Origin of the sequence: Rickettsia endosymbiont of Urophora cardui (assembly GCF_964030725.1) — a bacterium.
Lineage (GTDB): Bacteria > Pseudomonadota > Alphaproteobacteria > Rickettsiales > Rickettsiaceae > Rickettsia.
This window is the reverse complement of sequence record NZ_CAXIPY010000006.1, coordinates 134,866-156,846: the sequence shown is the minus strand read 5'-3', so window position 1 is coordinate 156,846 and position 21,981 is coordinate 134,866. Positions and strand designations below refer to the sequence as shown.

Below are 21,981 nucleotides of genomic sequence, written 5' to 3'. Positions count from 1 at the left end.
GGAGCTATTGTTAACGATTTTTTATCGTTCATCTAGTTTTTGCATGATGATATTTTTGATTTATGTGGAGTTAGACACGATTTGTAAATGATTTGCAATGCATCGTAAATTCAAACCAATAGCAGAGATTATTGGATTGATAATATCTCCTATCATACCTTTCAAGAAGTTTCTACCCATCCGACCATATTGCTTTAAGTGACCTATTATTGGTTCTATGGCACTGCGTCTCTTGATCATAGACTTGTCCTCTTGTAACAACTTCTTCCGCGTTTTTGGGGTATATACCTTACTCTTCTCCTTTACATTGCTACCACTATACCCAAGATCAACAAATGATTTCTTTATCTTGATTCCAGTGACACTCTCTACTGCTTCAAAGCTCTGATGCAATGTATGACCATCATAAGGATTATTATGAAACGATTTTGCGGATAAAACAAAATTTCTACGACCACTTACTACTACCGCTACTTTATTGCCAAACTCATATGGCTTGTTGCGTTTTCCCTTTCCTATACACTCTACTTCAGGGGCATGAAAACTATATAATACTTTGTTATCTTCTTTATATTGCTTTTTAGCTTCTCTTTTTAAAACAGATTGGTTATGTATTTGTTTTATTTTTTGCAATACTTCTTGATTTTTGAGAGACAAGTTTAATTGCTTATTTTTGATCTCACGCTCACATACTCTAATCAAACGACCCAGTAATATTTTTAAATGCTTCATTATTTTCCAACGCTTCTTGGCTTTACTATGTTCTTTATATTTCCATAGCTTTACTATATCGCGTTTATAGGTTCTAGCGTATGTTTCATTCAAATGTATACCCAAACTGTTGCAAAGCTTTACTATGCTAAGCCTAGCTTTATCCATTAAATAAACATCGTGTGGGTGTTTGATATTCTTAATTTGTACAGTCGTATCAGCGATGATTAATTCCAAATCTTTTTTTTTAATTGTGTTAGTTTTTATCCCAACCCTGATCAACTCCGATAATATCTCATTATATCCAGCTTCACCTAATACACTACGAAACCGTCGTATACTAGTTTCCGAGATAGCTATGTCTTTTTCTATATATTCCCACCCGCAGAAATACTGCCAATACATATTCTCTTTTAGCTCTTCCTCTGATAATGAATCTGAAAAATTATACATTGCTTGTAGCATCGTTATGCCAAGCATCACTCTATGACATTTTCTATTTCTACCAAATTTCTTAATACAAACATTTTTTGATAACCACTCTTCGAGCCTAGACCAATTTATTAATTCTCTTAATTTATATAGCTTATTATTTGGGTTTAATTCTTCTTTTAATTTATAACCAAACAGTTTCCCTTGTTCTTGCGATTTGATAATGTTGTCTATTGGCATTGACTGAAATCCATAAGGTTTATGACCATATTTTATCATTTTCTTACGGATTGTTGTATTACTTCTTGTCTTAAAACCATATTATCTATAAGGCTTGTAGAGTTTTGGCGGACGGACTACGTAATTATGTACAGAATCAAGGTTCAGGCAAACCTTCTTATAAAGCATTTCAACAAAAACAGTTAAAGCTTTTTGGATAGATACCTCGTAGCTCTGCTGCGAGGAGCATCATTTATTCGTCATGGGTAATTCTAATGTTCGTTCATCAGACGTTATAAAGAAAATGGAGACTACAGCTCAAGACAACATCTGCAAAGTGGACGTGATGCTAGGTTTACTAATAAGGAGAATATAACAGGAGTTTCGCACTTAGCAAAAAGTATGTTAATCTAGAGAAAAATAGTTTTAGATAAAAATGACAAGAACAAAATGTAGCAAGGACTTATATAAATCATTTTTACAAGCAAGTAGTGTCAGATATACTAGCAAGGCATTATCTGAAGTGAGTCCAGTAGATCTATCTCACGATAGTGCAAGTCGATGGTTAAAGAGTAAGGATTTTCGTCCTAGCGAAATCTATAAGGAAGTGTCAAAATATATAGATTGGGAAGCACCGTGTTTATTAGTGGGGGATGACACCTTATTATCAAAGCAATACAGTCAGAAGATTGAGCTTGTACGTTATCAATATTCTGGAGCTGTACATGATGTTATACCTGGTATAGGAATGGTAAACTTACTACATTACAATACTAAAATTGCTCAATCTACTCCCGTAGATTATAGAATATATGATAAAGACACTGATGGTAAAACAAAGAATGAGCATTTTTGTGATATGCTTACTTTAGCTAAAGAAAGAGGTCTCAATCCTGATGCCATAGTCATGGATGCTTGGTATAGCGGGTTGAAGAATTTAAAACATATACGTAATTTAGGCTGGCTATGGGTTACCACCCTAAGGAAAAATAGAAAAGTTAATCATAATGTTAGCTTGGAAAGTTTAGAGATACCCGATGAGGGGCTAAAAATTCACCTACGTGGATACGGTTGGGTTACGGTATTTAAGTTTGTGGCAAAGAATGGTCGCATTGATTACATAACAACGAACTTGGACAATCCCACACGTGAGCAAATAGAGAAAATTGTTAAGGCACGTTGGTCTATAGAGGTTTATCATCGAGAATTAAAACAAACTTGTGGTATTGAACGCTGTCAGGCACGCACGGGCCGAGCTCAAAGAAATCATATTTGCCTTGCAGTATTTGCCTGGCTTGATATGAATAAAAGGAGGATAAATGAAAACATTACTTTATATCAACAAACTTGGGAAGTTATAAAAACATCAATTCAAAACAATATCAGATGGCTTTTAACTGATTCGCAACTTTGCTAAGTGCGAAACTCCTGTATAATTGAATTTTTAGCAAATAATCCTGATAGCCGAGCTATAGATATAAGAGATGCAGTAGCGCCCGAGCTGCCAATGAGCACATTTTATGACACGCTTCATAGAATGAAAATTACATATGGTAAATTCCAGTATTAATTAAGCCAGATTTATATTTTCTTCCCATACCTCGTCTATCCGCCAAAAACACTTCAAATCCTGATCATTTGTAATGGGATAGAGTTTTGACAACAAATTGCTAAGATTTTCAATAAAAATTAATAAGTTATGTTAATTTTTACTGATACATTTCTGTGTTGGTCTAATTTTGATATGGAGCTATTGTTAACGATTTTTTATCGTTCATCTAGTTTTTGCATGATGATATTTTTGATTTATGTGGAGTTAGACACGATTTGTAAATGATTTGCAATGCATCGTAAATTCAAACCAATAGCAGAGATTATTGGATTGATAATATCTCCTATCATACCTTTCAAGAAGTTTCTACCCATCCGACCATATTGCTTTAAGTGACCTATTATTGGTTCTATGGCACTGCGTCTCTTGATCATAGACTTGTCCTCTTGTAACAACTTCTTCCGCGTTTTTGGGGTATATACCTTACTCTTCTCCTTTACATTGCTACCACTATACCCAAGATCAACAAATGATTTCTTTATCTTGATTCCAGTGACACTCTCTACTGCTTCAAAGCTCTGATGCAATGTATGACCATCATAAGGATTATTATGAAACGATTTTGCGGATAAAACAAAATTTCTACGACCACTTACTACTACCGCTACTTTATTGCCAAACTCATATGGCTTGTTGCGTTTTCCCTTTCCTATACACTCTACTTCAGGGGCATGAAAACTATATAATACTTTGTTATCTTCTTTATATTGCTTTTTAGCTTCTCTTTTTAAAACAGATTGGTTATGTATTTGTTTTATTTTTTGCAATACTTCTTGATTTTTGAGAGACAAGTTTAATGGCTTTGTTGCATAAATAAAATTTGTAGAGCAAGAGTGGTGATAATCTGGTAAGATGTCCTGAATTAAAAAATAATCCAGATTATATGAGATCTCGGAAGAAAGCCCCTTTTAGTAAATCACGCAAGTATTCTAAATATAAAATAACGAATTGGTCAGAATATAATAATTTTTTACGCAATAGGGGTCGCATAGATTTTATGATTGCCAGTGATTTGGCGATTGGCTGGTATGCTGATTACAGAGAGGAAATGAAACGAGGAAGACCTAGACGCTATAGTGATCACGCTATATTACAGTGTTTGAAGATCAGATGCTTATTCGGTCTTAAGTTACGCCAAACCCAAGGCTTTATAAACTGGCTCTTTGAAATATCGGGTTTATCTATTAGATGTCCAGACTATACAACATTAAGTAAGCGTATGAAGTCATTAGATCTTAGGTATTTACATGGAAATCAAGATAAAGAATTTAGTTGTATTTCAATGGATAGTACAGGGATACAAGCCTACACAGGGAACGAATGGCTAGAAAATAAGCATGGTAAGCAATATAAGCGTCGCATATGGAAAAAGCTACATATCGTTATAGAAGATCAAGGTATGATACTTGCCGATAGTACCACAGAGCATACTATAGATGATAGATCACAGATTGGACTACTAATAGCTAATGTCAGAGCCAAGGATTTTCTGGGAGATCGAGGGTATGACGGTGAATCTACATATCAATTGTTGAGAAAGAAGAAGATAAAACCAGTTATTAGACCCCCAAACTCTTCAGTAAAAGTTCAATCGCTTAGGGATAAAACTGAGAGAGATGCAGCTGTTATATATCAACAAAACAAAGGATACCAAGCATGGAGGGTAAAGAATAATTATGGTAGAAGGGAGCGTGTAGAGAACACGTTCTTTCGATTTAAAACTTCTTTTGGTAGTAAGTTTCTATCAAGACATGATCAAAATATGACAAAAGAAATGTCTATTAAATGCCACTTATTAAACAAAATGTTTGAAATTGGTAAACCTATCTCTGTGCCTGTTGGCTAGGCTAGCATTGCGGGGTTAGGGGCAGTATATTCAAAAGCTTATTTATGCAACAAAGCCATGGAGAATAAGGATTGCAAAAATATACTTTTGAGTCTTTTGCAATGATTGTGTAAATTTTTGTTGAGCCTATATTAGAAGTAATTAAAAATATAGGTAACAGAAATGCAAATAGAGAAGAATAAAAAAATAAATGAAGCAATAGATTTGCTGATAGAAGGTGGAGTAGATTTAAAAACAGTACTAAGTCAGAATGGATTAATTAAGGAATTAACCAAGGGTATTTTAGAGCGAGCACTGCATGCTGAGATGTCAGAACATTTAGGTTATAGCAAGTATGATAGAGCTGAAACTGAGAATGCGAGGAATGGTAGTTTTAGTAAGAATCTGATTAGTGAGAATGGTACTATAGAGCTAAATGTTCCAAGAGACAGACAAGGTAAATTTGAACCTATAATAGTCTCAAAGAAACAAACAAGAATAGATGGCTTAGACCAAAAGATAATATCCTTATATGCGAAGGGTATGAGTGTGTCTGATATTAAAACACAATTGCAAGAATTATATGGAGCTGAGATCAGTGAGAGCCTAATCAGCAGGATTACAGATGAAGTAATAGATGAGGTCAAGATTTGGCAGAGTAGACCTCTTGAATCAGTATACCCTATAGTATATTTTGACTGTTTAGTAGTGAAAGTAAGACAAGATAAACTTATTATTAATAAATCAGTATATGTAGCTTTAGGAATAGATTTATCTGGCAGAAAGGATATTTTAGGCTTATGGATAAGTGAGAATGAAGGAGCTAAATTTTGGCTCGGTAATTTTACTGAAATGAAGAATCGAGGAGTAAAAGATATCTTAATTGCTTGTAGTGATAATCTAACTGGTATGTCTGATGCTATTGCATCAGTATATCCGAAAACTGAACATCAAATTTGTATTGTCCATCAGATCAGGAATAGCCTCAAATATGTATCATATAAAGATAGAAAGCAATTAGCAGCGGATTTGAAACTAATCTATACTTCTGCTACTGAAAAAGAAGCAGAATTAGCTCTTGAGTCATTTGATCAAAAATGGAGTAAGCAATATCCGCATATAGCTAAATCTTGGTATAATAATTGGGATAATTTGATAATTTTCTTGCAATATCCAAAGGAGATTCGTAAGATTATTTACACTACAAATGCGATAGAATCGCTGAATAGCCAATTGAGAAAAGTTACTAAGAATAAACGCATCTTTCCAAATGATGACGCAGTATTTAAGGTTTTATATCTGACAATTGATTATATTACCAAAAAATGGTCTATGCCTATCCCCAATTGGAATGAAGCTATGGCTCATTTTATGATCAAATTTGATGGTAGAATTTAATGGTTCACGAAATTTACACAATTGATGAGACAGAGCCATACTTTTCGTTCAGATTTTGGCAATAGTTGTTCATGATTGGTAAATTCTTTGCCATTATCTAACGTTATGCTTTTGATTATATGCGACAATTGTTTAAGTTTTTTATTCATGTTACCAATCACATCTTGTGTTCTTTTTGAACGGTTTAAAGTGAGAAACACTTTTTGTGTTCTGATATCCACAAGAGCGCCTATATTACGACTTTGATTACCTTTGTTAAAAGTTAAATCACCTTCTAAATGACCTATTGCTGCTATCTTTCTATTTATCTCTGGTCTTTCAGTAATGGAAACTCGATTTGGTATTGTAATTCTTTTGTTTCTGATTCTTGTACCATGATGCAACCTATTTTTCCTTTTTCTTGCTAAAGATAAATATAATTTTTGCCTTTGTGCTATAGGAGATGTATAAATAAACTGGTATATACTCTCTGTAGAAATATTGACAGTATCTCGTGATAGTTTACGTCTACCTGAAATTATATCTGGTGAAATACCCTGTGTTAACTGCTTTATTATTTCTGCTCGTAAATTATTATCAATATCTAATTTTCTTTTTCTCTTACCTTGCCTTAAACTGCAAGCAAGTGTGTTAGCCCTATCTGGTCTATAATTATGCCTCATTCTCTTGAGTTCATAACATATAGTGCCTTTTATCACGGCCAATCTTTGTCCCTATATATCGCGAGCTATAACCACTCTTATTCATTTCGTATATTTTAAATCTTTCATCTATCGTTAAATGAGCCATGATATATCTATATTTAAAATGATGCTCCTCGCAGCAGAGCTACGAGGTATCTAAAAAAGTTTTAGTTGTTTCTTATGATATCACGAAGCAGAGCTTCGGGGAATTAAACCCTGAGAGATTAAAAATTGATTATATCTGGCTTAATCTCTCAGGGTTTAATTCCCCGAAGCTCTGCTTCGTGATATACTACTTGAATGGAAGAAAGCAGTTATATACATAAGAGTCATAATGTCACAGTACGAATATATCATTTAGTAACGCCGGCAAAGTATAAAGTATAGAAGAGTAATATTCAATCAAGAACTAGATGATTATTTGTGTAAAATTTGTGAGCACATAGAAGATCGTTATGAAATGAGATTTTTAGAAATAGGAGTAGATAAAGATCACGTACATTTTTTATTACAGTCAATACCAATGTATAGCCCAACAAAAATAACTCAAATCATAAAAAGTATTACTTCTAAGAAAATGTTTGAGAAATATCCAAATCTTAAAGAAAAATTATGGGGAAGTGAGTTTTGGAGTAAAGGATATTTTATGAGCACAGTAGGTAAACATGGTGATGAGCAGAAATTACGTAATTATGTACAGAATCAAGGTTCAGGCAAACCTTCTTATAAAGCATTTCAACAAAAACAGTTAAAGCTTTTTGGATAGATACCTCGTAGCTCTGCTGCGAGGAGCATCATTTAATTATAGAACTTTCCTATGTTTTCTTTTCTTGCTCAAAGCTTTCTGCAACTGATTTATAGCACGATGCAAAAGTAGGTAAGCAAAGGTTCTTGAGTAAATTATTTAGCGGTTGCGGAGTTATTATCTGTTTACTCATGCAACCTCCATTGTTTTAAAGCAATGTAATTGATCATATTCAGACAGTATTGGTTGATTAATTTTTACTGAACAAACAGTTTGAGTCTGGCTATTTAGTAAATCTGTAATATGATCAATTATTGGCTCAATCTTCTTTTCTAATAGCACTTCTAATGCAGTAACTACATTCAATTCTCCATACATTTTTGCTAATTGTAATATTTTAAGATATATTTTATGCCCTTTATATGGATATATAGAGATAAGCTGGTCATATACCTGACGAAATATAGCACGTGGGAATAAAGCTTCATAATATTGATATTGAACAAATGCTCCAGGTTTACGTACTAAACTATCAATAATATGTCTATAATCAATAACATAGCCATTGCTGATTCTAGACATTTTTTGTAAACATTTGTTACCATAGTAAAGCTCTATTTCTTCAGAATAAATATAAGCTTTTAAAGTATAACCTATTAAGCGACTAGGCACAGAATAAGCTACAGATAAAATACTAACTGTACTGCTTGGATTAACACGTACTGATAATATTGTAGGTGCATTCCATTTCCTGATTGGTAACTCTTTTAAATGAACTAATTCTTCAGCTAATTTTTCTTTTCTACAGCTATTTCGCTTGGCTTTGTTGCATAAATAAGATTTGTAGAGCAAGAGTGGTGATAATCTGGTAAGATGTCCTGAATTAAAAATAATCCAGATTATATGAGATCTCGGAAGAAAGCCCCTTTTAGTAAATCACGCAAGTATTCTAAATATAAAATAACGAATTGGTCAGAATATAATAATTTTTTACGCAATAGGGGTCGCATAGATTTTATGATTGCCAGTGATTTGGCGATTGGCTGGTATGCTGATTACAGAGAGGAAATGAAACGAGGAAGACCTAGACGCTATAGTGATCACGCTATATTACAGTGTTTGAAGATCAGATGCTTATTCGGTCTTAAGTTACGCCAAACCCAAGGCTTTATAAACTGGCTCTTTGAAATATCGGGTTTATCTATTAGATGTCCAGACTATACAACATTAAGTAAGCGTATGAAGTCATTAGATCTTAGGTATTTACATGGAAATCAAGATAAAGAATTTAGTTGTATTTCAATGGATAGTACAGGGATACAAGCCTACACAGGGAACGAATGGCTAGAAAATAAGCATGGTAAGCAATATAAGCGTCGCATATGGAAAAAGCTACATATCGTTATAGAAGATCAAGGTATGATACTTGCCGATAGTACCACAGAGCATACTATAGATGATAGATCACAGATTGGACTACTAATAGCTAATGTCAGAGCCAAGGATTTTCTGGGAGATCGAGGGTATGACGGTGAATCTACATATCAATTGTTGAGAAAGAAGAAGATAAAACCAGTTATTAGACCCCCAAACTCTTCAGTAAAAGTTCAATCGCTTAGGGATAAAACTGAGAGAGATGCAGCTGTTATATATCAACAAAACAAAGGATACCAAGCATGGAGGGTAAAGAATAATTATGGTAGAAGGGAGCGTGTAGAGAACACGTTCTTTCGATTTAAAACTTCTTTTGGTTATAATGGACTAATGGTATGGACCTCCTGATATAGAGAATGAAAAGCAGTTGCTAATCTTCTAGGGTTAATATTTAACATATTAAAACAACAATTAAGGAGGTCCATATGGAGGTTACTACAATTGGTATAGATATTGCAAAAAGAATTTTTCAAATTCATGGTGTAGATAAAAATGGCAAGACAGTATTAAAGAAAAAATTGATGAGAGATCAGGTTTTGACATTTATGGCTAATTTACCACAATGTTTAGTAGGGATGGAAGCTTGTGGTGGTTCTAGTTATTGGGCAAGAGAAATAACTAAATTAGGGCATGAAGTAAAACTAATGGCACCGCAATTTGTCAAACCATATGTTAAAACTAATAAAAATGATCAAGCAGATGCTGAAGCGATATGTGAAGCCGTGACAAGACCTAATATGAGATTTGTTGCAATTAAAACTATAGAGCAACAAGAAATTTTATCAATACATAGGGTAAGAGAGAGATTGGTAAAAAATCGTACAGCACTTGCTAATGAAATTAGGGGGCTACTACATGAGTTTGGTTTTATTGTTCCTCAAGGCATTAATAAGGTTATCACAAAATTAATTGAGATTTTAGATGCAGGGAAATTAAGCCAGTTAAGTTATCAAACATTTAGTGAACTAAAAGAAGAATTCTTAGATAATAACAGAAAAATAAAAGAGATAGAAAAACGATTAACAATGATAGCAAGTAACCTAACTCAATATCAACGATTAAGAGCTATACCTGGTCTTGGTTTAATTACTGCTACTGCTTTAATAGCATCAATAGGTAATGCTACAAGTTTTGAGAATGGCAGGCAATTATCGGCATGGCTAGGATTAGTGCCAAGACAACATTCAAGTGGTGGGAAGGATAAGCTGCTGGGAATTAGCAAGCGAGGTGATGTATACTTACGCACTTTATTAATTCAAGGGGCTAGAGCTGTACTAAATGCCAAGATAAGATTTACATCGGAAGAACAGAAATCTAAAAAAGATTTTAGCCAATTTACGAAATGGATGTTTAATTTATCTGAGCGAAGTAGCCATAATAAAACGACAGTTGCCATAGCTAATAAGTTGGCAAGAGTGGTGTTTGCTGTACTAAGATCAGGAGATGATTATGTAGAGAGTAAAGTTTGTAGCTAAAGAGTGTGTAGCATAGCACTTATAAGTAAAATAAATGGTGATTTATATAATGAATAGGTAAAAGCAAAACAATATGTAAGAGATTCCAACCCGAAATATGCTTGAGATAATTAATATTGATGGTAAATAAGACAAACCTTAGCTTACAAAAAAACTGCGTTTTTCAGTGGCTCTTTTAGAAGCCGATGGACTGATAAGTATATAGTTTGTAAGCCAGCGAATTCCATCAGGGCTGTAGAATAAATTAGGTTGATTTATCAGCTATAAGCCGGATACATGACTGCATTTGTTTGTTTTTATTATTGATGTTATTTTTTTCTTGCATTCTACAGGAGGTCCATACATGAAAAAATTGGACAAAAAAATGAAGGAGTGTGTTTCCGCAATAAGTTAGAATAAATAGCAATAAACTTAAGAGGAAAGATGAAGAAAAATAAAGTAAAAATTTTCAGTGCTTCAGAAAAAACGGGGATAGTATTAGAATTAATAAAAGAGGAGTCGACACTTGGTCAGTTAGCTTCAAAATATGCAATAAGTGTTAAAACAATTCAAAATTGGAAAAAACAGTTTTTAGGTAATGCGGCATTAGCTTTTGAACCAGCTAAAGTTTTGAGTGAATATCAAGCACAAATAAATCATTTACAAGAGCAAAATGATGAACTTGCTAAAGCTCTTGGTAGAATCACAGTTGAGAGGGACTGGGCCGTGGGAAAGCTCAAAAGCTTGGATTTATCAAATAAAAAGAGTCTTGTACACTCCAAGCTAAATCAACTCTCAAAATCAAGACAGTGTGAACTATTAAAGATTAGTCGATCTACAGCCTACTATAAATCCAAGGAGATGAGTATAAATAAATTAAGTATTTTAAATAGAATAGATGAAATATATACAGATAATCCTGAATTTGGTTATCGCTATATTCATCAACAGTTACTAGAAGATGGTTTTATTGTCGGTAAAGATCGAGTACTGAAATATATGAGGATGATGGGTATAGAAGCTATTTACCCACATAAGAAAAAATCTACTTCTCGAAACGATAGTGAGCATAAGATCTATAGCTACTTACTTGATCAATATTGGACTAAATCTGGCTCAACAAAGCAAGTGTATGTGCCTAATGTGAATGAGGTTTGGAGTGGTGACATTACTTACATTAGAACTAATGGTGGCTTTATGTATATGGCAGCTATTATAGATTGGCATAGCAAGGCCATATTGAGCTATAAACTGTCAAATTCTATGGATGCATCTCTTGTAACTGATGTCTTGAAACAAGCTCTCAGTAAGTATAACGCTCCACAGATATTTAATAGTGATCAAGGTAGCCAATATACCAGTTATGACCACATAAATATTCTCAAGGAGCATGATATCCAAATTTCAATGAATGGCAAAGGTAGAAGTATTGATAATATAGTAATAGAAAGGTTTTTTAGAACTTTAAAATATAATTGTATCTTTATTAATGATTTTAACAATGTTAAAGAGTTAAAAGAGGGGATTGATCATTATCTGAATAAATATAATTATCACAGATTTCATTCAAGTATTGGTTATAAAAAGCCTATGAATGTATATCTGAATTATATGCAAAATTATCAGCAAATTGCTGCCTGATAATCGAAAAATTAGGAAAACATACTACTCATTTTTTTGTCTTGATTTTTCATGTATGGACCTCCTGTAGAATGCAAGAAAAAAATAACATCAATAATAAAAACAAACAAATGCAGTCATGTATCCGGCTTATAGCTGATAAATCAACCTAATTTATTCTACAGCCCTGATGGAATTCGCTGGCTTACAAACTATATACTTATCAGTCCATCGGCTTCTAAAAGAGCCACTGAAAAACGCAGTTTTTTTGTAAGCTAAGGTTTGTCTTATTTACCATCAATATTAATTATCTCAAGCATATTTCGGGTTGGAATCTCTTACATATTGTTTTGCTTTTACCTATTCATTATATAAATCACCATTTATTTTACTTATAAGTGCTATGCTACACACTCTTTAGCTACAAACTTTACTCTCTACATAATCATCTCCTGATCTTAGTACAGCAAACACCACTCTTGCCAACTTATTAGCTATGGCAACTGTCGTTTTATTATGGCTACTTCGCTCAGATAAATTAAACATCCATTTCGTAAATTGGCTAAAATCTTTTTTAGATTTCTGTTCTTCCGATGTAAATCTTATCTTGGCATTTAGTACAGCTCTAGCCCCTTGAATTAATAAAGTGCGTAAGTATACATCACCTCGCTTGCTAATTCCCAGCAGCTTATCCTTCCCACCACTTGAATGTTGTCTTGGCACTAATCCTAGCCATGCCGATAATTGCCTGCCATTCTCAAAACTTGTAGCATTACCTATTGATGCTATTAAAGCAGTAGCAGTAATTAAACCAAGACCAGGTATAGCTCTTAATCGTTGATATTGAGTTAGGTTACTTGCTATCATTGTTAATCGTTTTTCTATCTCTTTTATTTTTCTGTTATTATCTAAGAATTCTTCTTTTAGTTCACTAAATGTTTGATAACTTAACTGGCTTAATTTCCCTGCATCTAAAATCTCAATTAATTTTGTGATAACCTTATTAATGCCTTGAGGAACAATAAAACCAAACTCATGTAGTAGCCCCCTAATTTCATTAGCAAGTGCTGTACGATTTTTTACCAATCTCTCTCTTACCCTATGTATTGATAAAATTTCTTGTTGCTCTATAGTTTTAATTGCAACAAATCTCATATTAGGTCTTGTCACGGCTTCACATATCGCTTCAGCATCTGCTTGATCATTTTTATTAGTTTTAACATATGGTTTGACAAATTGCGGTGCCATTAGTTTTACTTCATGCCCTAATTTAGTTATTTCTCTTGCCCAATAACTAGAACCACCACAAGCTTCCATCCCTACTAAACATTGTGGTAAATTAGCCATAAATGTCAAAACCTGATCTCTCATCAATTTTTTCTTTAATACTGTCTTGCCATTTTTATCTACACCATGAATTTGAAAAATTCTTTTTGCAATATCTATACCAATTGTAGTAACCTCCATATGGACCTCCTTAATTGTTGTTTTAATATGTTAAATATTAACCCTAGAAGATTAGCAACTGCTTTTCATTCTCTATATCAGGAGGTCCATACCATTAGTCCACTATCGGTAGTAAGTTTCTATCAAGACATGATCAAAATATGACAAAAGAAATGTCTATTAAATGCCACTTATTAAACAAAATGTTTGAAATTGGTAAACCTATCTCTGTGCCTGTTGGCTAGGCTAGCATTGCGGGGTTAGGGGCAGTATATTCAAAAGCTTATTTATGCAACAAAGCCACAACGTATTGCCAGATTGCTGAAGCAAGCAAAACTCTCTCGAGATAAGTTATTAAGCAACTTTGATATTAAGCATATCCCAGGATTATCGCCAACTAAGATCCAATAAGACGTGTATTATATACAACAGCAGCTAATTTGGTTCAACAATTACTAGAAGCAAAGCTTAGTTTAAAACTTAAGCAAATTATTAAAAAATTCGATTATTTTGAAATATTGATAATTGATGATATATCATATGTACCATATAATCGTGAAGAAACTGATGTTTTATTTACCTTATTAGCTGAACGTTATGAAATGCGTAGTGTATTAATCTCTCAGGGTTTAATTCCCCGAAGCTCTGCTTCGTGATATCATAAGAAACAACTAAAACTTTTTTAGATAGTCCCTCCGCCAAAACTCTAAAAAATATCACTTGTGTCACTAATTTCCAAAAATAGTGCGATTTTAGAGCAAATTACTCTAATTTTGAGGGCTGATTTTAAATTTTTGTATTAAAAACCACACTATTTCCCAAAATGCATTCATTTTTTTATTGTCATTTTTTTGTATTTCCATAAGCTTTTGATATAAAACCTTTCATTTTCTTATGGATTTTACTATGCATTTTTGCCTTAAAACCCTATTGCCTATAAGGCTTTTAGAGTTTTGGCGGACGGACTAGATACCTCGTAGCTCTGCTGCGAGGAGCATCATTTAAAAATTTTTTGTCAAAACTTCAGTTTGAAGAATTCTATATTTTTAAAGAGGTTGATATGTGTGGTGAAGCCTTTGGATAGTAGAGGAATAATATAACAAATTCCAAAATTTTTCTTGATTTAATAATAAATATGTGGCAAAAAGAGTTTGGAATAAAATTCTAAGCTCTAAAAAGATTTATAGAGCTTAAGCTACTATAGCTCAGGGGTAGAGCACTTCATTGGTAATGAAGAGGTCGGGGGTTCAATTCCCCCTAGTAGCACCACAAAATCCTCTTAACTGATGAACGAACATTAGAATTACCCATGACGAATATTAAAATTACCCATTTTTGAGTAAAAAATATTGTCTAAAGTGTTACATTATTATCCTCCGATTTTATAGTCTATCCGCCAAAAACACTTCAAATCCTGATCATTTGTAATGGGATAGAGTTTTGACAACAAATTGCTAAGATTTTCAATAAAAATTAATAAGTTATGTTAATTTTTACTGATACATTTCTGTGTTGGTCTAATTTTGATATGGAGCTATTGTTAACGATTTTTTATCGTTCATCTAGTTTTTGCATGATGATATTTTTGATTTATGTGGAGTTAGACACGATTTGTAAATGATTTGCAATGCATCGTAAATTCAAACCAATAGCAGAGATTATTGGATTGATAATATCTCCTATCATACCTTTCAAGAAGTTTCTACCCATCCGACCATATTGCTTTAAGTGACCTATTATTGGTTCTATGGCACTGCGTCTCTTGATCATAGACTTGTCCTCTTGTAACAACTTCTTCCGCGTTTTTGGGGTATATACCTTACTCTTCTCCTTTACATTGCTACCACTATACCCAAGATCAACAAATGATTTCTTTATCTTGATTCCAGTGACACTCTCTACTGCTTCAAAGCTCTGATGCAATGTATGACCATCATAAGGATTATTATGAAACGATTTTGCGGATAAAACAAAATTTCTACGACCACTTACTACTACCGCTACTTTGTTGCCAAACTCATATGGCTTGTTGCGTTTTCCCTTTCCTATACACTCTACTTCAGGGGCATGAAAACTATATCAGGAGTTTCGCACTTAGCAAAATTGTGTATTAGTTAGAAGCCATTTAATGTTGTTCTGAATTGATGTTTTTATAACTTCCCAAGTTTGTTGATATAAAGTAATGTTTTCATTTATCCTCCTTTTGTTCATATCAAGCCAGGCCAATACAGCAAGGCAAATATGATTTCTTTGAGCTCGACCCGTGCGTGCCTGACAGCATTCAATACCACAAGTTTGTTTCAATTCTCGATGATAAACTTCTATAGACCAACGCGCCTTAACAATTTTCTCTATTTGCTCACGTGTAGGATTCTCTAAATTAGTTGTTATGTAATCAATGCGACCATTTTTTGCCACAAACTTAAATACCGTAACCCAACCGTATCCACGTAGGTGAATTTTTAGCCCTTCATCGGGAATCTCTAAAGTTTCCAAGCTAACATTACGATTAACTTTTCTATTTTTTCTTAGGTTGGTAACCCATATCCAACCTAAATTACGTATATGTTTTAAATTATCCAAACCACTATACCAAGCATCCATAACTATAGCATCAGGCTTGATACCTCTTTCTTTAGCTAAAGTAAGCATATCACGAAAATGCTCGTTCTTTGTTTTACCATCAGTTTCTTTATCATATATTCTATAATCTACAGGAGTAGATTGATCAATTTGAGTATTGTAATGCAGTAAGTTTACCATTCCTATACCAGGTATAACATCATGTACAGCCCCAGAATATTGATAATTTACAAGCTCGATCCTCTTACTGTATTGCTTTGACAATAAGGTGTCATCTCCCACTAATAAACAAGGATCTTCCAGATCAATATATTTTGACACTTTGCTATAGATTTCGCTAGGGCGAAAATCCTTACTCTTTAACCATCGACTTGCACTATCGTGCGATAGATCTAATGGACTTACTTCAGATAATGCTTTGCTAGTATATCTTACACTACTTGCTTGTAAGAATGATTTATATAAATCTTTGCTACATTTTGATCTTGTCATTTTTATCTAAAACTATTTTTCTCTAGATTAGCATATTATTTGCTAAGTGCGAAACTCCTGTATATAATACTTTGTTATCTTCTTTATATTGCTTTTTAGCTTCTCTTTTTAAAACAGATTGGTTATGTATTTGTTTTATTTTTTGCAATACTTCTTGATTTTTGAGAGACAAGTTTAATTGCTTATTTTTGATCTCACGCTCACATACTCTAATCAAACGACCCAGTAATATTTTTAAATGCTTCATTATTTTCCAACGCTTCTTGGCTTTACTATGTTCTTTATATTTCCATAGCTTTACTATATCGCGTTTATAGGTTCTAGCGTATGTTTCATTCAAATGTATACCCAAACTGTTGCAAAGCTTTACTATGCTAAGCCTAGCTTTATCCATTAAATAAACATCGTGTGGGTGTTTGATATTCTTAATTTGTACAGTCGTATCAGCGATGATTAATTCCAAATCTTTTTTTTTAATTGTGTTAGTTTTTATCCCAACCCTGATCAACTCCGATAATATCTCATTATATCCAGCTTCACCTAATACACTACGAAACCGTCGTATACTAGTTTCCGAGATAGCTATGTCTTTTTCTATATATTCCCACCCGCAGAAATACTGCCAATACATATTCTCTTTTAGCTCTTCCTCTGATAATGAATCTGAAAAATTATACATTGCTTGTAGCATCGTTATGCCAAGCATCACTCTATGACATTTTCTATTTCTACCAAATTTCTTAATACAAACATTTTTTGATAACCACTCTTCGAGCCTAGACCAATTTATTAATTCTCTTAATTTATATAGCTTATTATTTGGGTTTAATTCTTCTTTTAATTTATAACCAAACAGTTTCCCTTGTTCTTGCGATTTGATAATGTTGTCTATTGGCATTGACTGAAATCCATAAGGTTTATGACCATATTTTATCATTTTCTTACGGATTGTTGTATTACTTCTTGTCTTAAAACCATATTATCTATAAGGCTTGTAGAGTTTTGGCGGACGGACTTTATAGTTAATTTTTTGCCTTTAGCTGTAGCGATTCTATAACTTTCAGTATTGAGTTCAAGAATTGAAGAATGGTGAACCAATCTGTCAATAACTGCTGACGTAGTCATTTCATCTTTAAAAATAGTATTCCATTTTGCAAAAACTAAATTGCTAGTAAAATGATGCTCCTCGCAGCAGAGCTACGAGGTATCTAAAAAAGTTTTAGTTGTTTCTTATGATATCACGAAGCAGAGCTTCGGGGAATTAAACCCTGAGAGATTAATACTTTACAGATATTGTTCTACTTACTGAGCGCATAGCGTTTTGTGCCAACAAAACGCGAAAGTGCACTCTTACGAGAATTCTACTACTATACTATACTTCATGGTTTTTTCATACTACTTTTTTCTTGTTTGTTACACTAGGGGTTTTAAGGGGGCTGGCTGCCCCCTTAAATGATCCCCCGCTATATCTGTAAAAGAAATGGTATACTTTATTATACTCAGAACTTAAAATTACAGTAAATTTTATAGATTAGGTAACCATGATGACCACTAAAGCTATTGCTACAGCTATTAAACTTGCTAATTTACAGCAACTTAAAAAAGAACGTATTGCTAAAATAGAAGCACAGTTAGAGACTCAGCAAACTCAATTGCTTCAAAAATGTAAAGAAGAATTGTTTAACATCTTTAAAGTATGTAATGCTCTAACAATCGATGATAGATTGCTAATTGGATTTTTAAAGTTTATGAAAAATGTCGATAATAAAAATCATCCGATCTTAAATGAATTTAAAGCACTAGGTCAAAAAATAAGAATGCCCAGTAAACCAAAATCAGGCAACGTCAAAACTGATTAAATTAGTCACAAAAAAATTATGGTATACTCGTATGCAATTACAAAAAGCTATAAACTTTGATCGTAAAGCCGATAGCAGAAAAAAGATTATGCTCGGTGGATTATTTGTGAAGGCTGGGTTTGATTATTTGCACCCTGATAATGCTCATATTCTCTACGGCATGCTGCTTGATTGTAAAGAACCATTAATTATTAATCCGAAGATTATTGATAAATGGAAAAGCAAAGGACAATCTCTTCTATACAAAAATGTTTGAATTAAATTACCATATACAAATCATAGCACATTGATATCAAACAATCGCATTTAAATTATCAATAATACTATGGAACAAAACGGTAAATTCCAGTATTAATTAAGCCAGATTTATATTTTCTTCCCATACCTCATTGGGTGTTTTATAACCGAGCACTTTTCTTGGTAAATTATTTAAAAAATCCTCAATTTCTTGTAATTGCTTTATTGTTAATTTTTTTATATCTAAAGATTTAGAGTATACTCTGTGCACCATTGAGTTAATCTTCTCTATCAATGGTTTTTGCCATGGAGAATAAGGATTGCAAAAATATACTTTTCGTTCAGATTTTGGCAATAGTTGTTCATGATTGGTAAATTCTTTGCCATTATCTAACGTTATGCTTTTGATTATATGCGACAATTGTTTAAGTTTTTTATTCATGTTACCAATCACATCTTGTGTTCTTTTTGAACGGTTTAAAGTGAGAAACACTTTTTGTGTTCTGATATCCACAAGAGCGCCTATATTACGACTTTGATTACCTTTGTTAAAAGTTAAATCACCTTCTAAATGACCTATTGCTGCTATCTTTCTATTTATCTCTGGTCTTTCAGTAATGGAAACTCGATTTGGTATTGTAATTCTTTTGTTTCTGATTCTTGTACCATGATGCAACCTATTTTTCCTTTTTCTTGCTAAAGATAAATATAATTTTTGCCTTTGTGCTATAGGAGATGTATAAATAAACTGGTATATACTCTCTGTAGAAATATTGACAGTATCTCGTGATAGTTTACGTCTACCTGAAATTATATCTGGTGAAATACCCTGTGTTAACTGCTTTATTATTTCTGCTCGTAAATTATTATCAATATCTAATTTTCTTTTTCTCTTACCTTGCCTTAAACTGCAAGCAAGTGTGTTAGCCCTATCTGGTCTATAATTATGCCTCATTCTCTTGAGTTCATAACATATAGTGCTTTTATCACGGCCAATCTTTGTCCCTATATATCGCGAGCTATAACCACTCTTATTCATTTCGTATATTTTAAATCTTTCATCTATCGTTAAATGAGCCATGATATATCTATATTTAAATGATGCTCCTCGTAGCTCTGCTGCGAGGAGCATCATTTATAGAACTTTCCCCGACAATAAAACCATCTTCTAGTAACTGTTGATGAATATAGCGATGACCAAATTCAGGATTATCTGTATATATTTCATCTATTCTGTTTAAAATACTTAATTTATTTATACTCATCTCCTTGGATTTATAGTAGGCTGTAGATCGACTAATCTTTAATAGTTCACACTGTCTTGATTTTGAGAGTTGATTTAGCTTGGAGTGTACAAGACTCTTTTTATTTGATAAATCCAAGCTTTTGAGCTTTCCCACGGCCCAGTCCCTCTCAACTGTGATTCTACCAAGAGCTTTAGCCAGTTCATCATTTTGCTCTTGTAAATGATTTATTTGTTCTTGATATTCACTCAAAACTTTAGCTGGTTCAAAAGCTAATGCCGCATTCCCTAAAAACTGTTTTTGCCAATTTTGAATTGTTTTAACACTTATTGCATATTTTGAAGCTAACTGACCAAGTGTCGACTCCTCTTTATTAATTCTAATACTATCCTCGTTTTTTCTGAAGCACTGAAAATTTTTACTTTATTTTTCTTCGTCTTTCCTCTTAAGTTTATTGCTATTTATTCTAACTTATTGCGGCAACACACTCCTTCATTTTTTTGTCCAATTTTTTCATGTATGGACCTCCTGTAGAATGCAAGAAAAAAATAACATCAATAATAAAAACAAACAAATGCAGTCATGTATCCGGCTTATAGCTGATAAATCAACCTAATTTATTCTACAGCCCTGATGGAATTCGCTGGCTTACAAACTATATACTTATCAGTCCATCGGCTTCTAAAAGAGCCACTGAAAAACGCAGTTTTTTTGTAAGCTAAGGTTTGTCTTATTTACCATCAATATTAATTATCTCAAGCATATTTCGGGTTGGAATCTCTTACATATTGTTTTGCTTTTACCTATTCATTATATAAATCACCATTTATTTTACTTATAAGTGCTATGCTACACACTCTTTAGCTACAAACTTTACTCTCTACATAATCATCTCCTGATCTTAGTACAGCAAACACCACTCTTGCCAACTTATTAGCTATGGCAACTGTCGTTTTATTATGGCTACTTCGCTCAGATAAATTAAACATCCATTTCGTAAATTGGCTAAAATCTTTTTTAGATTTCTGTTCTTCCGATGTAAATCTTATCTTGGCATTTAGTACAGCTCTAGCCCCTTGAATTAATAAAGTGCGTAAGTATACATCACCTCGCTTGCTAATTCCCAGCAGCTTATCCTTCCCACCACTTGAATGTTGTCTTGGCACTAATCCTAGCCATGCCGATAATTGCCTGCCATTCTCAAAACTTGTAGCATTACCTATTGATGCTATTAAAGCAGTAGCAGTAATTAAACCAAGACCAGGTATAGCTCTTAATCGTTGATATTGAGTTAGGTTACTTGCTATCATTGTTAATCGTTTTTCTATCTCTTTTATTTTTCTGTTATTATCTAAGAATTCTTCTTTTAGTTCACTAAATGTTTGATAACTTAACTGGCTTAATTTCCCTGCATCTAAAATCTCAATTAATTTTGTGATAACCTTATTAATGCCTTGAGGAACAATAAAACCAAACTCATGTAGTAGCCCCCTAATTTCATTAGCAAGTGCTGTACGATTTTTTACCAATCTCTCTCTTACCCTATGTATTGATAAAATTTCTTGTTGCTCTATAGTTTTAATTGCAACAAATCTCATATTAGGTCTTGTCACGGCTTCACATATCGCTTCAGCATCTGCTTGATCATTTTTATTAGTTTTAACATATGGTTTGACAAATTGCGGTGCCATTAGTTTTACTTCATGCCCTAATTTAGTTATTTCTCTTGCCCAATAACTAGAACCACCACAAGCTTCCATCCCTACTAAACATTGTGGTAAATTAGCCATAAATGTCAAAACCTGATCTCTCATCAATTTTTTCTTTAATACTGTCTTGCCATTTTTATCTACACCATGAATTTGAAAAATTCTTTTTGCAATATCTATACCAATTGTAGTAACCTCCATATGGACCTCCTTAATTGTTGTTTTAATATGTTAAATATTAACCCTAGAAGATTAGCAACTGCTTTTCATTCTCTATA

The 21,981-nt window shown here is 33.1% G+C and carries 20 protein-coding genes, 1 tRNA gene and 3 pseudogenes; 11 read left to right on the top strand and 13 right to left on the bottom strand.

The genetic code is table 11. The features are described 5' to 3' along the window. Positions 1–60 precede the first annotated feature (60 nt). Complete coding sequence (locus AAHI98_RS08390; RefSeq protein WP_342224717.1) at positions 61–1,422, bottom strand: IS5 family transposase; 1,362 nt, start codon at positions 1,420–1,422, stop codon at positions 61–63. A 376-nt stretch (positions 1,423–1,798) separates the two neighbouring features. Here AAHI98_RS08390 and AAHI98_RS08385 point away from each other — a divergent pair, with 376 nt between their 5' ends. Further along, positions 1,799–2,779 (top strand): IS701 family transposase, encoded by a 981-nt coding sequence (locus tag AAHI98_RS08385; RefSeq protein WP_342224818.1) that lies wholly within the window; start codon positions 1,799–1,801, stop codon positions 2,777–2,779. 389 nt (positions 2,780–3,168) lie between these two features. Here the strand turns inward: AAHI98_RS08385 and AAHI98_RS08380 are convergent, their stop codons facing one another. Next, a complete protein-coding gene (locus AAHI98_RS08380; protein ID WP_342225410.1) occupies positions 3,169–3,741 on the bottom strand; it encodes a transposase in 573 nt (190 codons plus the stop codon). A 116-nt stretch (positions 3,742–3,857) separates the two neighbouring features. Here AAHI98_RS08380 and AAHI98_RS08375 point away from each other — a divergent pair, with 116 nt between their 5' ends. Together AAHI98_RS08375 and AAHI98_RS08370 are read left to right on the top strand one after the other, a co-directional pair. Continuing rightward, positions 3,858–4,820 carry an IS5 family transposase gene (locus tag AAHI98_RS08375; protein WP_342224734.1) on the top strand — a complete coding sequence of 321 codons (963 nt, stop codon included), beginning with the start codon at positions 3,858–3,860 and terminating at the stop codon, positions 4,818–4,820. Between the two features lie 162 nt (positions 4,821–4,982). Beyond that, the gene (locus tag AAHI98_RS08370; protein ID WP_342224662.1) at positions 4,983–6,197 is read left to right on the top strand and encodes an IS256 family transposase; all 1,215 of its coding nucleotides are present in this window, start codon (positions 4,983–4,985) and stop codon (positions 6,195–6,197) included. A gap of 29 nt (positions 6,198–6,226) precedes the next feature. Here AAHI98_RS08370 and AAHI98_RS08365 read toward each other — a convergent pair. Then, positions 6,227–6,986: pseudogene (locus tag AAHI98_RS08365) on the bottom strand (IS30 family transposase); the annotation flags it as partial. Positions 6,987–7,180: 194 nt separating this feature from the next. On the opposite strand from AAHI98_RS08365, the pseudogene tnpA reads away from it, so the two are divergent. Beyond that, a pseudogene (gene tnpA / locus AAHI98_RS08355) lies at positions 7,181–7,646 on the top strand (IS200/IS605 family transposase). A gap of 49 nt (positions 7,647–7,695) precedes the next feature. On the opposite strand, the gene AAHI98_RS08350 reads toward tnpA, so the two are convergent. Together AAHI98_RS08350 and AAHI98_RS08345 are read right to left on the bottom strand one after the other, a co-directional pair. Further along, complete coding sequence (locus tag AAHI98_RS08350) at positions 7,696–7,818, bottom strand: hypothetical protein (RefSeq protein ID WP_342225626.1); 123 nt, start codon at positions 7,816–7,818, stop codon at positions 7,696–7,698. Beyond that, positions 7,815–8,477 (bottom strand): Mu transposase domain-containing protein, encoded by a 663-nt coding sequence (locus tag AAHI98_RS08345; protein ID WP_342225625.1) that lies wholly within the window; start codon positions 8,475–8,477, stop codon positions 7,815–7,817. Before AAHI98_RS08345 ends, AAHI98_RS08350 begins: the two co-directional genes overlap by 4 nt. Before the next feature lie 51 nt (positions 8,478–8,528). Here AAHI98_RS08345 and AAHI98_RS08340 point away from each other — a divergent pair, with 51 nt between their 5' ends. From AAHI98_RS08340 to AAHI98_RS08330, 3 genes are all read left to right on the top strand, one after another. After that, the gene (locus AAHI98_RS08340) at positions 8,529–9,407 is read left to right on the top strand and encodes an IS5 family transposase (RefSeq protein ID WP_342225624.1); all 879 of its coding nucleotides are present in this window, start codon (positions 8,529–8,531) and stop codon (positions 9,405–9,407) included. Between the two features lie 77 nt (positions 9,408–9,484). After that, positions 9,485–10,534 (top strand): IS110 family RNA-guided transposase, encoded by a 1,050-nt coding sequence (locus tag AAHI98_RS08335; protein ID WP_342224642.1) that lies wholly within the window; start codon positions 9,485–9,487, stop codon positions 10,532–10,534. 423 nt (positions 10,535–10,957) lie between these two features. Beyond that, a complete protein-coding gene (locus AAHI98_RS08330) occupies positions 10,958–12,154 on the top strand; it encodes an IS3 family transposase (RefSeq protein WP_342224870.1) in 1,197 nt (398 codons plus the stop codon). A gap of 396 nt (positions 12,155–12,550) precedes the next feature. Here the strand turns inward: AAHI98_RS08330 and AAHI98_RS08325 are convergent, their stop codons facing one another. Then, entirely contained in the window at positions 12,551–13,600 is a 1,050-nt protein-coding gene (locus AAHI98_RS08325; RefSeq protein WP_342224642.1) for an IS110 family RNA-guided transposase, read from the bottom strand. A gap of 419 nt (positions 13,601–14,019) precedes the next feature. Between AAHI98_RS08325 and AAHI98_RS08320 the strand changes: the two genes are divergently transcribed. Both AAHI98_RS08320 and AAHI98_RS08315 read left to right on the top strand, forming a co-directional pair. Then, positions 14,020–14,235 carry an ATP-binding protein gene (locus AAHI98_RS08320; protein ID WP_342225623.1) on the top strand — a complete coding sequence of 72 codons (216 nt, stop codon included), beginning with the start codon at positions 14,020–14,022 and terminating at the stop codon, positions 14,233–14,235. A gap of 538 nt (positions 14,236–14,773) precedes the next feature. Continuing rightward, positions 14,774–14,848 (top strand) — tRNA-Thr (locus AAHI98_RS08315). 321 nt (positions 14,849–15,169) lie between these two features. Here AAHI98_RS08315 and AAHI98_RS08310 read toward each other — a convergent pair. The 4 genes and pseudogenes from AAHI98_RS08310 to AAHI98_RS08295 all read right to left on the bottom strand — a co-directional run. Beyond that, a complete protein-coding gene (locus AAHI98_RS08310) occupies positions 15,170–15,628 on the bottom strand; it encodes a transposase (protein ID WP_342224960.1) in 459 nt (152 codons plus the stop codon). A gap of 45 nt (positions 15,629–15,673) precedes the next feature. Continuing rightward, positions 15,674–16,654: an IS701 family transposase gene (locus AAHI98_RS08305; RefSeq protein ID WP_342224689.1), complete on the bottom strand. Its 981-nt coding sequence runs from the start codon at positions 16,652–16,654 to the stop codon at positions 15,674–15,676. A 22-nt stretch (positions 16,655–16,676) separates the two neighbouring features. After that, positions 16,677–17,591 (bottom strand): transposase, encoded by a 915-nt coding sequence (locus AAHI98_RS08300; RefSeq protein WP_342225622.1) that lies wholly within the window; start codon positions 17,589–17,591, stop codon positions 16,677–16,679. Beyond that, a pseudogene (locus AAHI98_RS08295) lies at positions 17,588–17,818 on the bottom strand (ATP-binding protein); the annotation flags it as partial. The pseudogene AAHI98_RS08295 and the gene AAHI98_RS08300, both read right to left, overlap by 4 nt. A 377-nt stretch (positions 17,819–18,195) precedes the next feature. On the opposite strand from AAHI98_RS08295, the gene AAHI98_RS08290 reads away from it, so the two are divergent. Both AAHI98_RS08290 and AAHI98_RS08285 read left to right on the top strand, forming a co-directional pair. Continuing rightward, a complete protein-coding gene (locus tag AAHI98_RS08290; RefSeq protein ID WP_342225621.1) occupies positions 18,196–18,513 on the top strand; it encodes a hypothetical protein in 318 nt (105 codons plus the stop codon). A gap of 31 nt (positions 18,514–18,544) precedes the next feature. Continuing rightward, the gene (locus AAHI98_RS08285; RefSeq protein ID WP_342225620.1) at positions 18,545–18,769 is read left to right on the top strand and encodes a conjugal transfer protein TraD; all 225 of its coding nucleotides are present in this window, start codon (positions 18,545–18,547) and stop codon (positions 18,767–18,769) included. A 99-nt stretch (positions 18,770–18,868) separates the two neighbouring features. Here AAHI98_RS08285 and AAHI98_RS08280 read toward each other — a convergent pair whose 3' ends face one another. The 3 genes from AAHI98_RS08280 to AAHI98_RS08270 form a co-directional block, all read right to left on the bottom strand. Further along, positions 18,869–19,831, bottom strand: coding sequence for an IS30 family transposase (locus AAHI98_RS08280; RefSeq protein ID WP_342224646.1), 963 nt, complete (start codon positions 19,829–19,831; stop codon positions 18,869–18,871). 13 nt (positions 19,832–19,844) lie between these two features. Continuing rightward, positions 19,845–20,246: a hypothetical protein gene (locus AAHI98_RS08275; RefSeq protein WP_342225619.1), complete on the bottom strand. Its 402-nt coding sequence runs from the start codon at positions 20,244–20,246 to the stop codon at positions 19,845–19,847. Between the two features lie 608 nt (positions 20,247–20,854). Continuing rightward, positions 20,855–21,904, bottom strand: coding sequence for an IS110 family RNA-guided transposase (locus AAHI98_RS08270; RefSeq protein ID WP_342224642.1), 1,050 nt, complete (start codon positions 21,902–21,904; stop codon positions 20,855–20,857). Between the last annotated feature and the right edge of the window lie 77 nt (positions 21,905–21,981).

Bases quoted from the DNA above. Each gene is read 5' to 3' on its own strand.
- AAHI98_RS08390 (WP_342224717.1), bottom strand. From the start codon at position 1,422: ATGATAAAATATGGTCATAAACCTTATGGATTTCAGTCAATGCCAATA.
- AAHI98_RS08385 (WP_342224818.1), top strand. From the start codon at position 1,799: ATGACAAGAACAAAATGTAGCAAGGACTTATATAAATCATTTTTACAA.
- AAHI98_RS08375 (WP_342224734.1), top strand. From the start codon at position 3,858: ATGAGATCTCGGAAGAAAGCCCCTTTTAGTAAATCACGCAAGTATTCT.
- AAHI98_RS08370 (WP_342224662.1), top strand. From the start codon at position 4,983: ATGCAAATAGAGAAGAATAAAAAAATAAATGAAGCAATAGATTTGCTG.
- AAHI98_RS08350 (WP_342225626.1), bottom strand. From the start codon at position 7,818: ATGAGTAAACAGATAATAACTCCGCAACCGCTAAATAATTTACTCAAG.
- AAHI98_RS08340 (WP_342225624.1), top strand. From the start codon at position 8,529: ATGAGATCTCGGAAGAAAGCCCCTTTTAGTAAATCACGCAAGTATTCT.
- AAHI98_RS08335 (WP_342224642.1), top strand. From the start codon at position 9,485: ATGGAGGTTACTACAATTGGTATAGATATTGCAAAAAGAATTTTTCAA.
- AAHI98_RS08330 (WP_342224870.1), top strand. From the start codon at position 10,958: ATGAAGAAAAATAAAGTAAAAATTTTCAGTGCTTCAGAAAAAACGGGG.
- AAHI98_RS08325 (WP_342224642.1), bottom strand. From the start codon at position 13,600: ATGGAGGTTACTACAATTGGTATAGATATTGCAAAAAGAATTTTTCAA.
- AAHI98_RS08305 (WP_342224689.1), bottom strand. From the start codon at position 16,654: ATGACAAGATCAAAATGTAGCAAAGATTTATATAAATCATTCTTACAA.
- AAHI98_RS08300 (WP_342225622.1), bottom strand. From the start codon at position 17,591: ATGATAAAATATGGTCATAAACCTTATGGATTTCAGTCAATGCCAATA.
- AAHI98_RS08290 (WP_342225621.1), top strand. From the start codon at position 18,196: ATGATGACCACTAAAGCTATTGCTACAGCTATTAAACTTGCTAATTTA.
- AAHI98_RS08285 (WP_342225620.1), top strand. From the start codon at position 18,545: ATGCAATTACAAAAAGCTATAAACTTTGATCGTAAAGCCGATAGCAGA.
- AAHI98_RS08280 (WP_342224646.1), bottom strand. From the start codon at position 19,831: ATGGCTCATTTAACGATAGATGAAAGATTTAAAATATACGAAATGAAT.
- AAHI98_RS08270 (WP_342224642.1), bottom strand. From the start codon at position 21,904: ATGGAGGTTACTACAATTGGTATAGATATTGCAAAAAGAATTTTTCAA.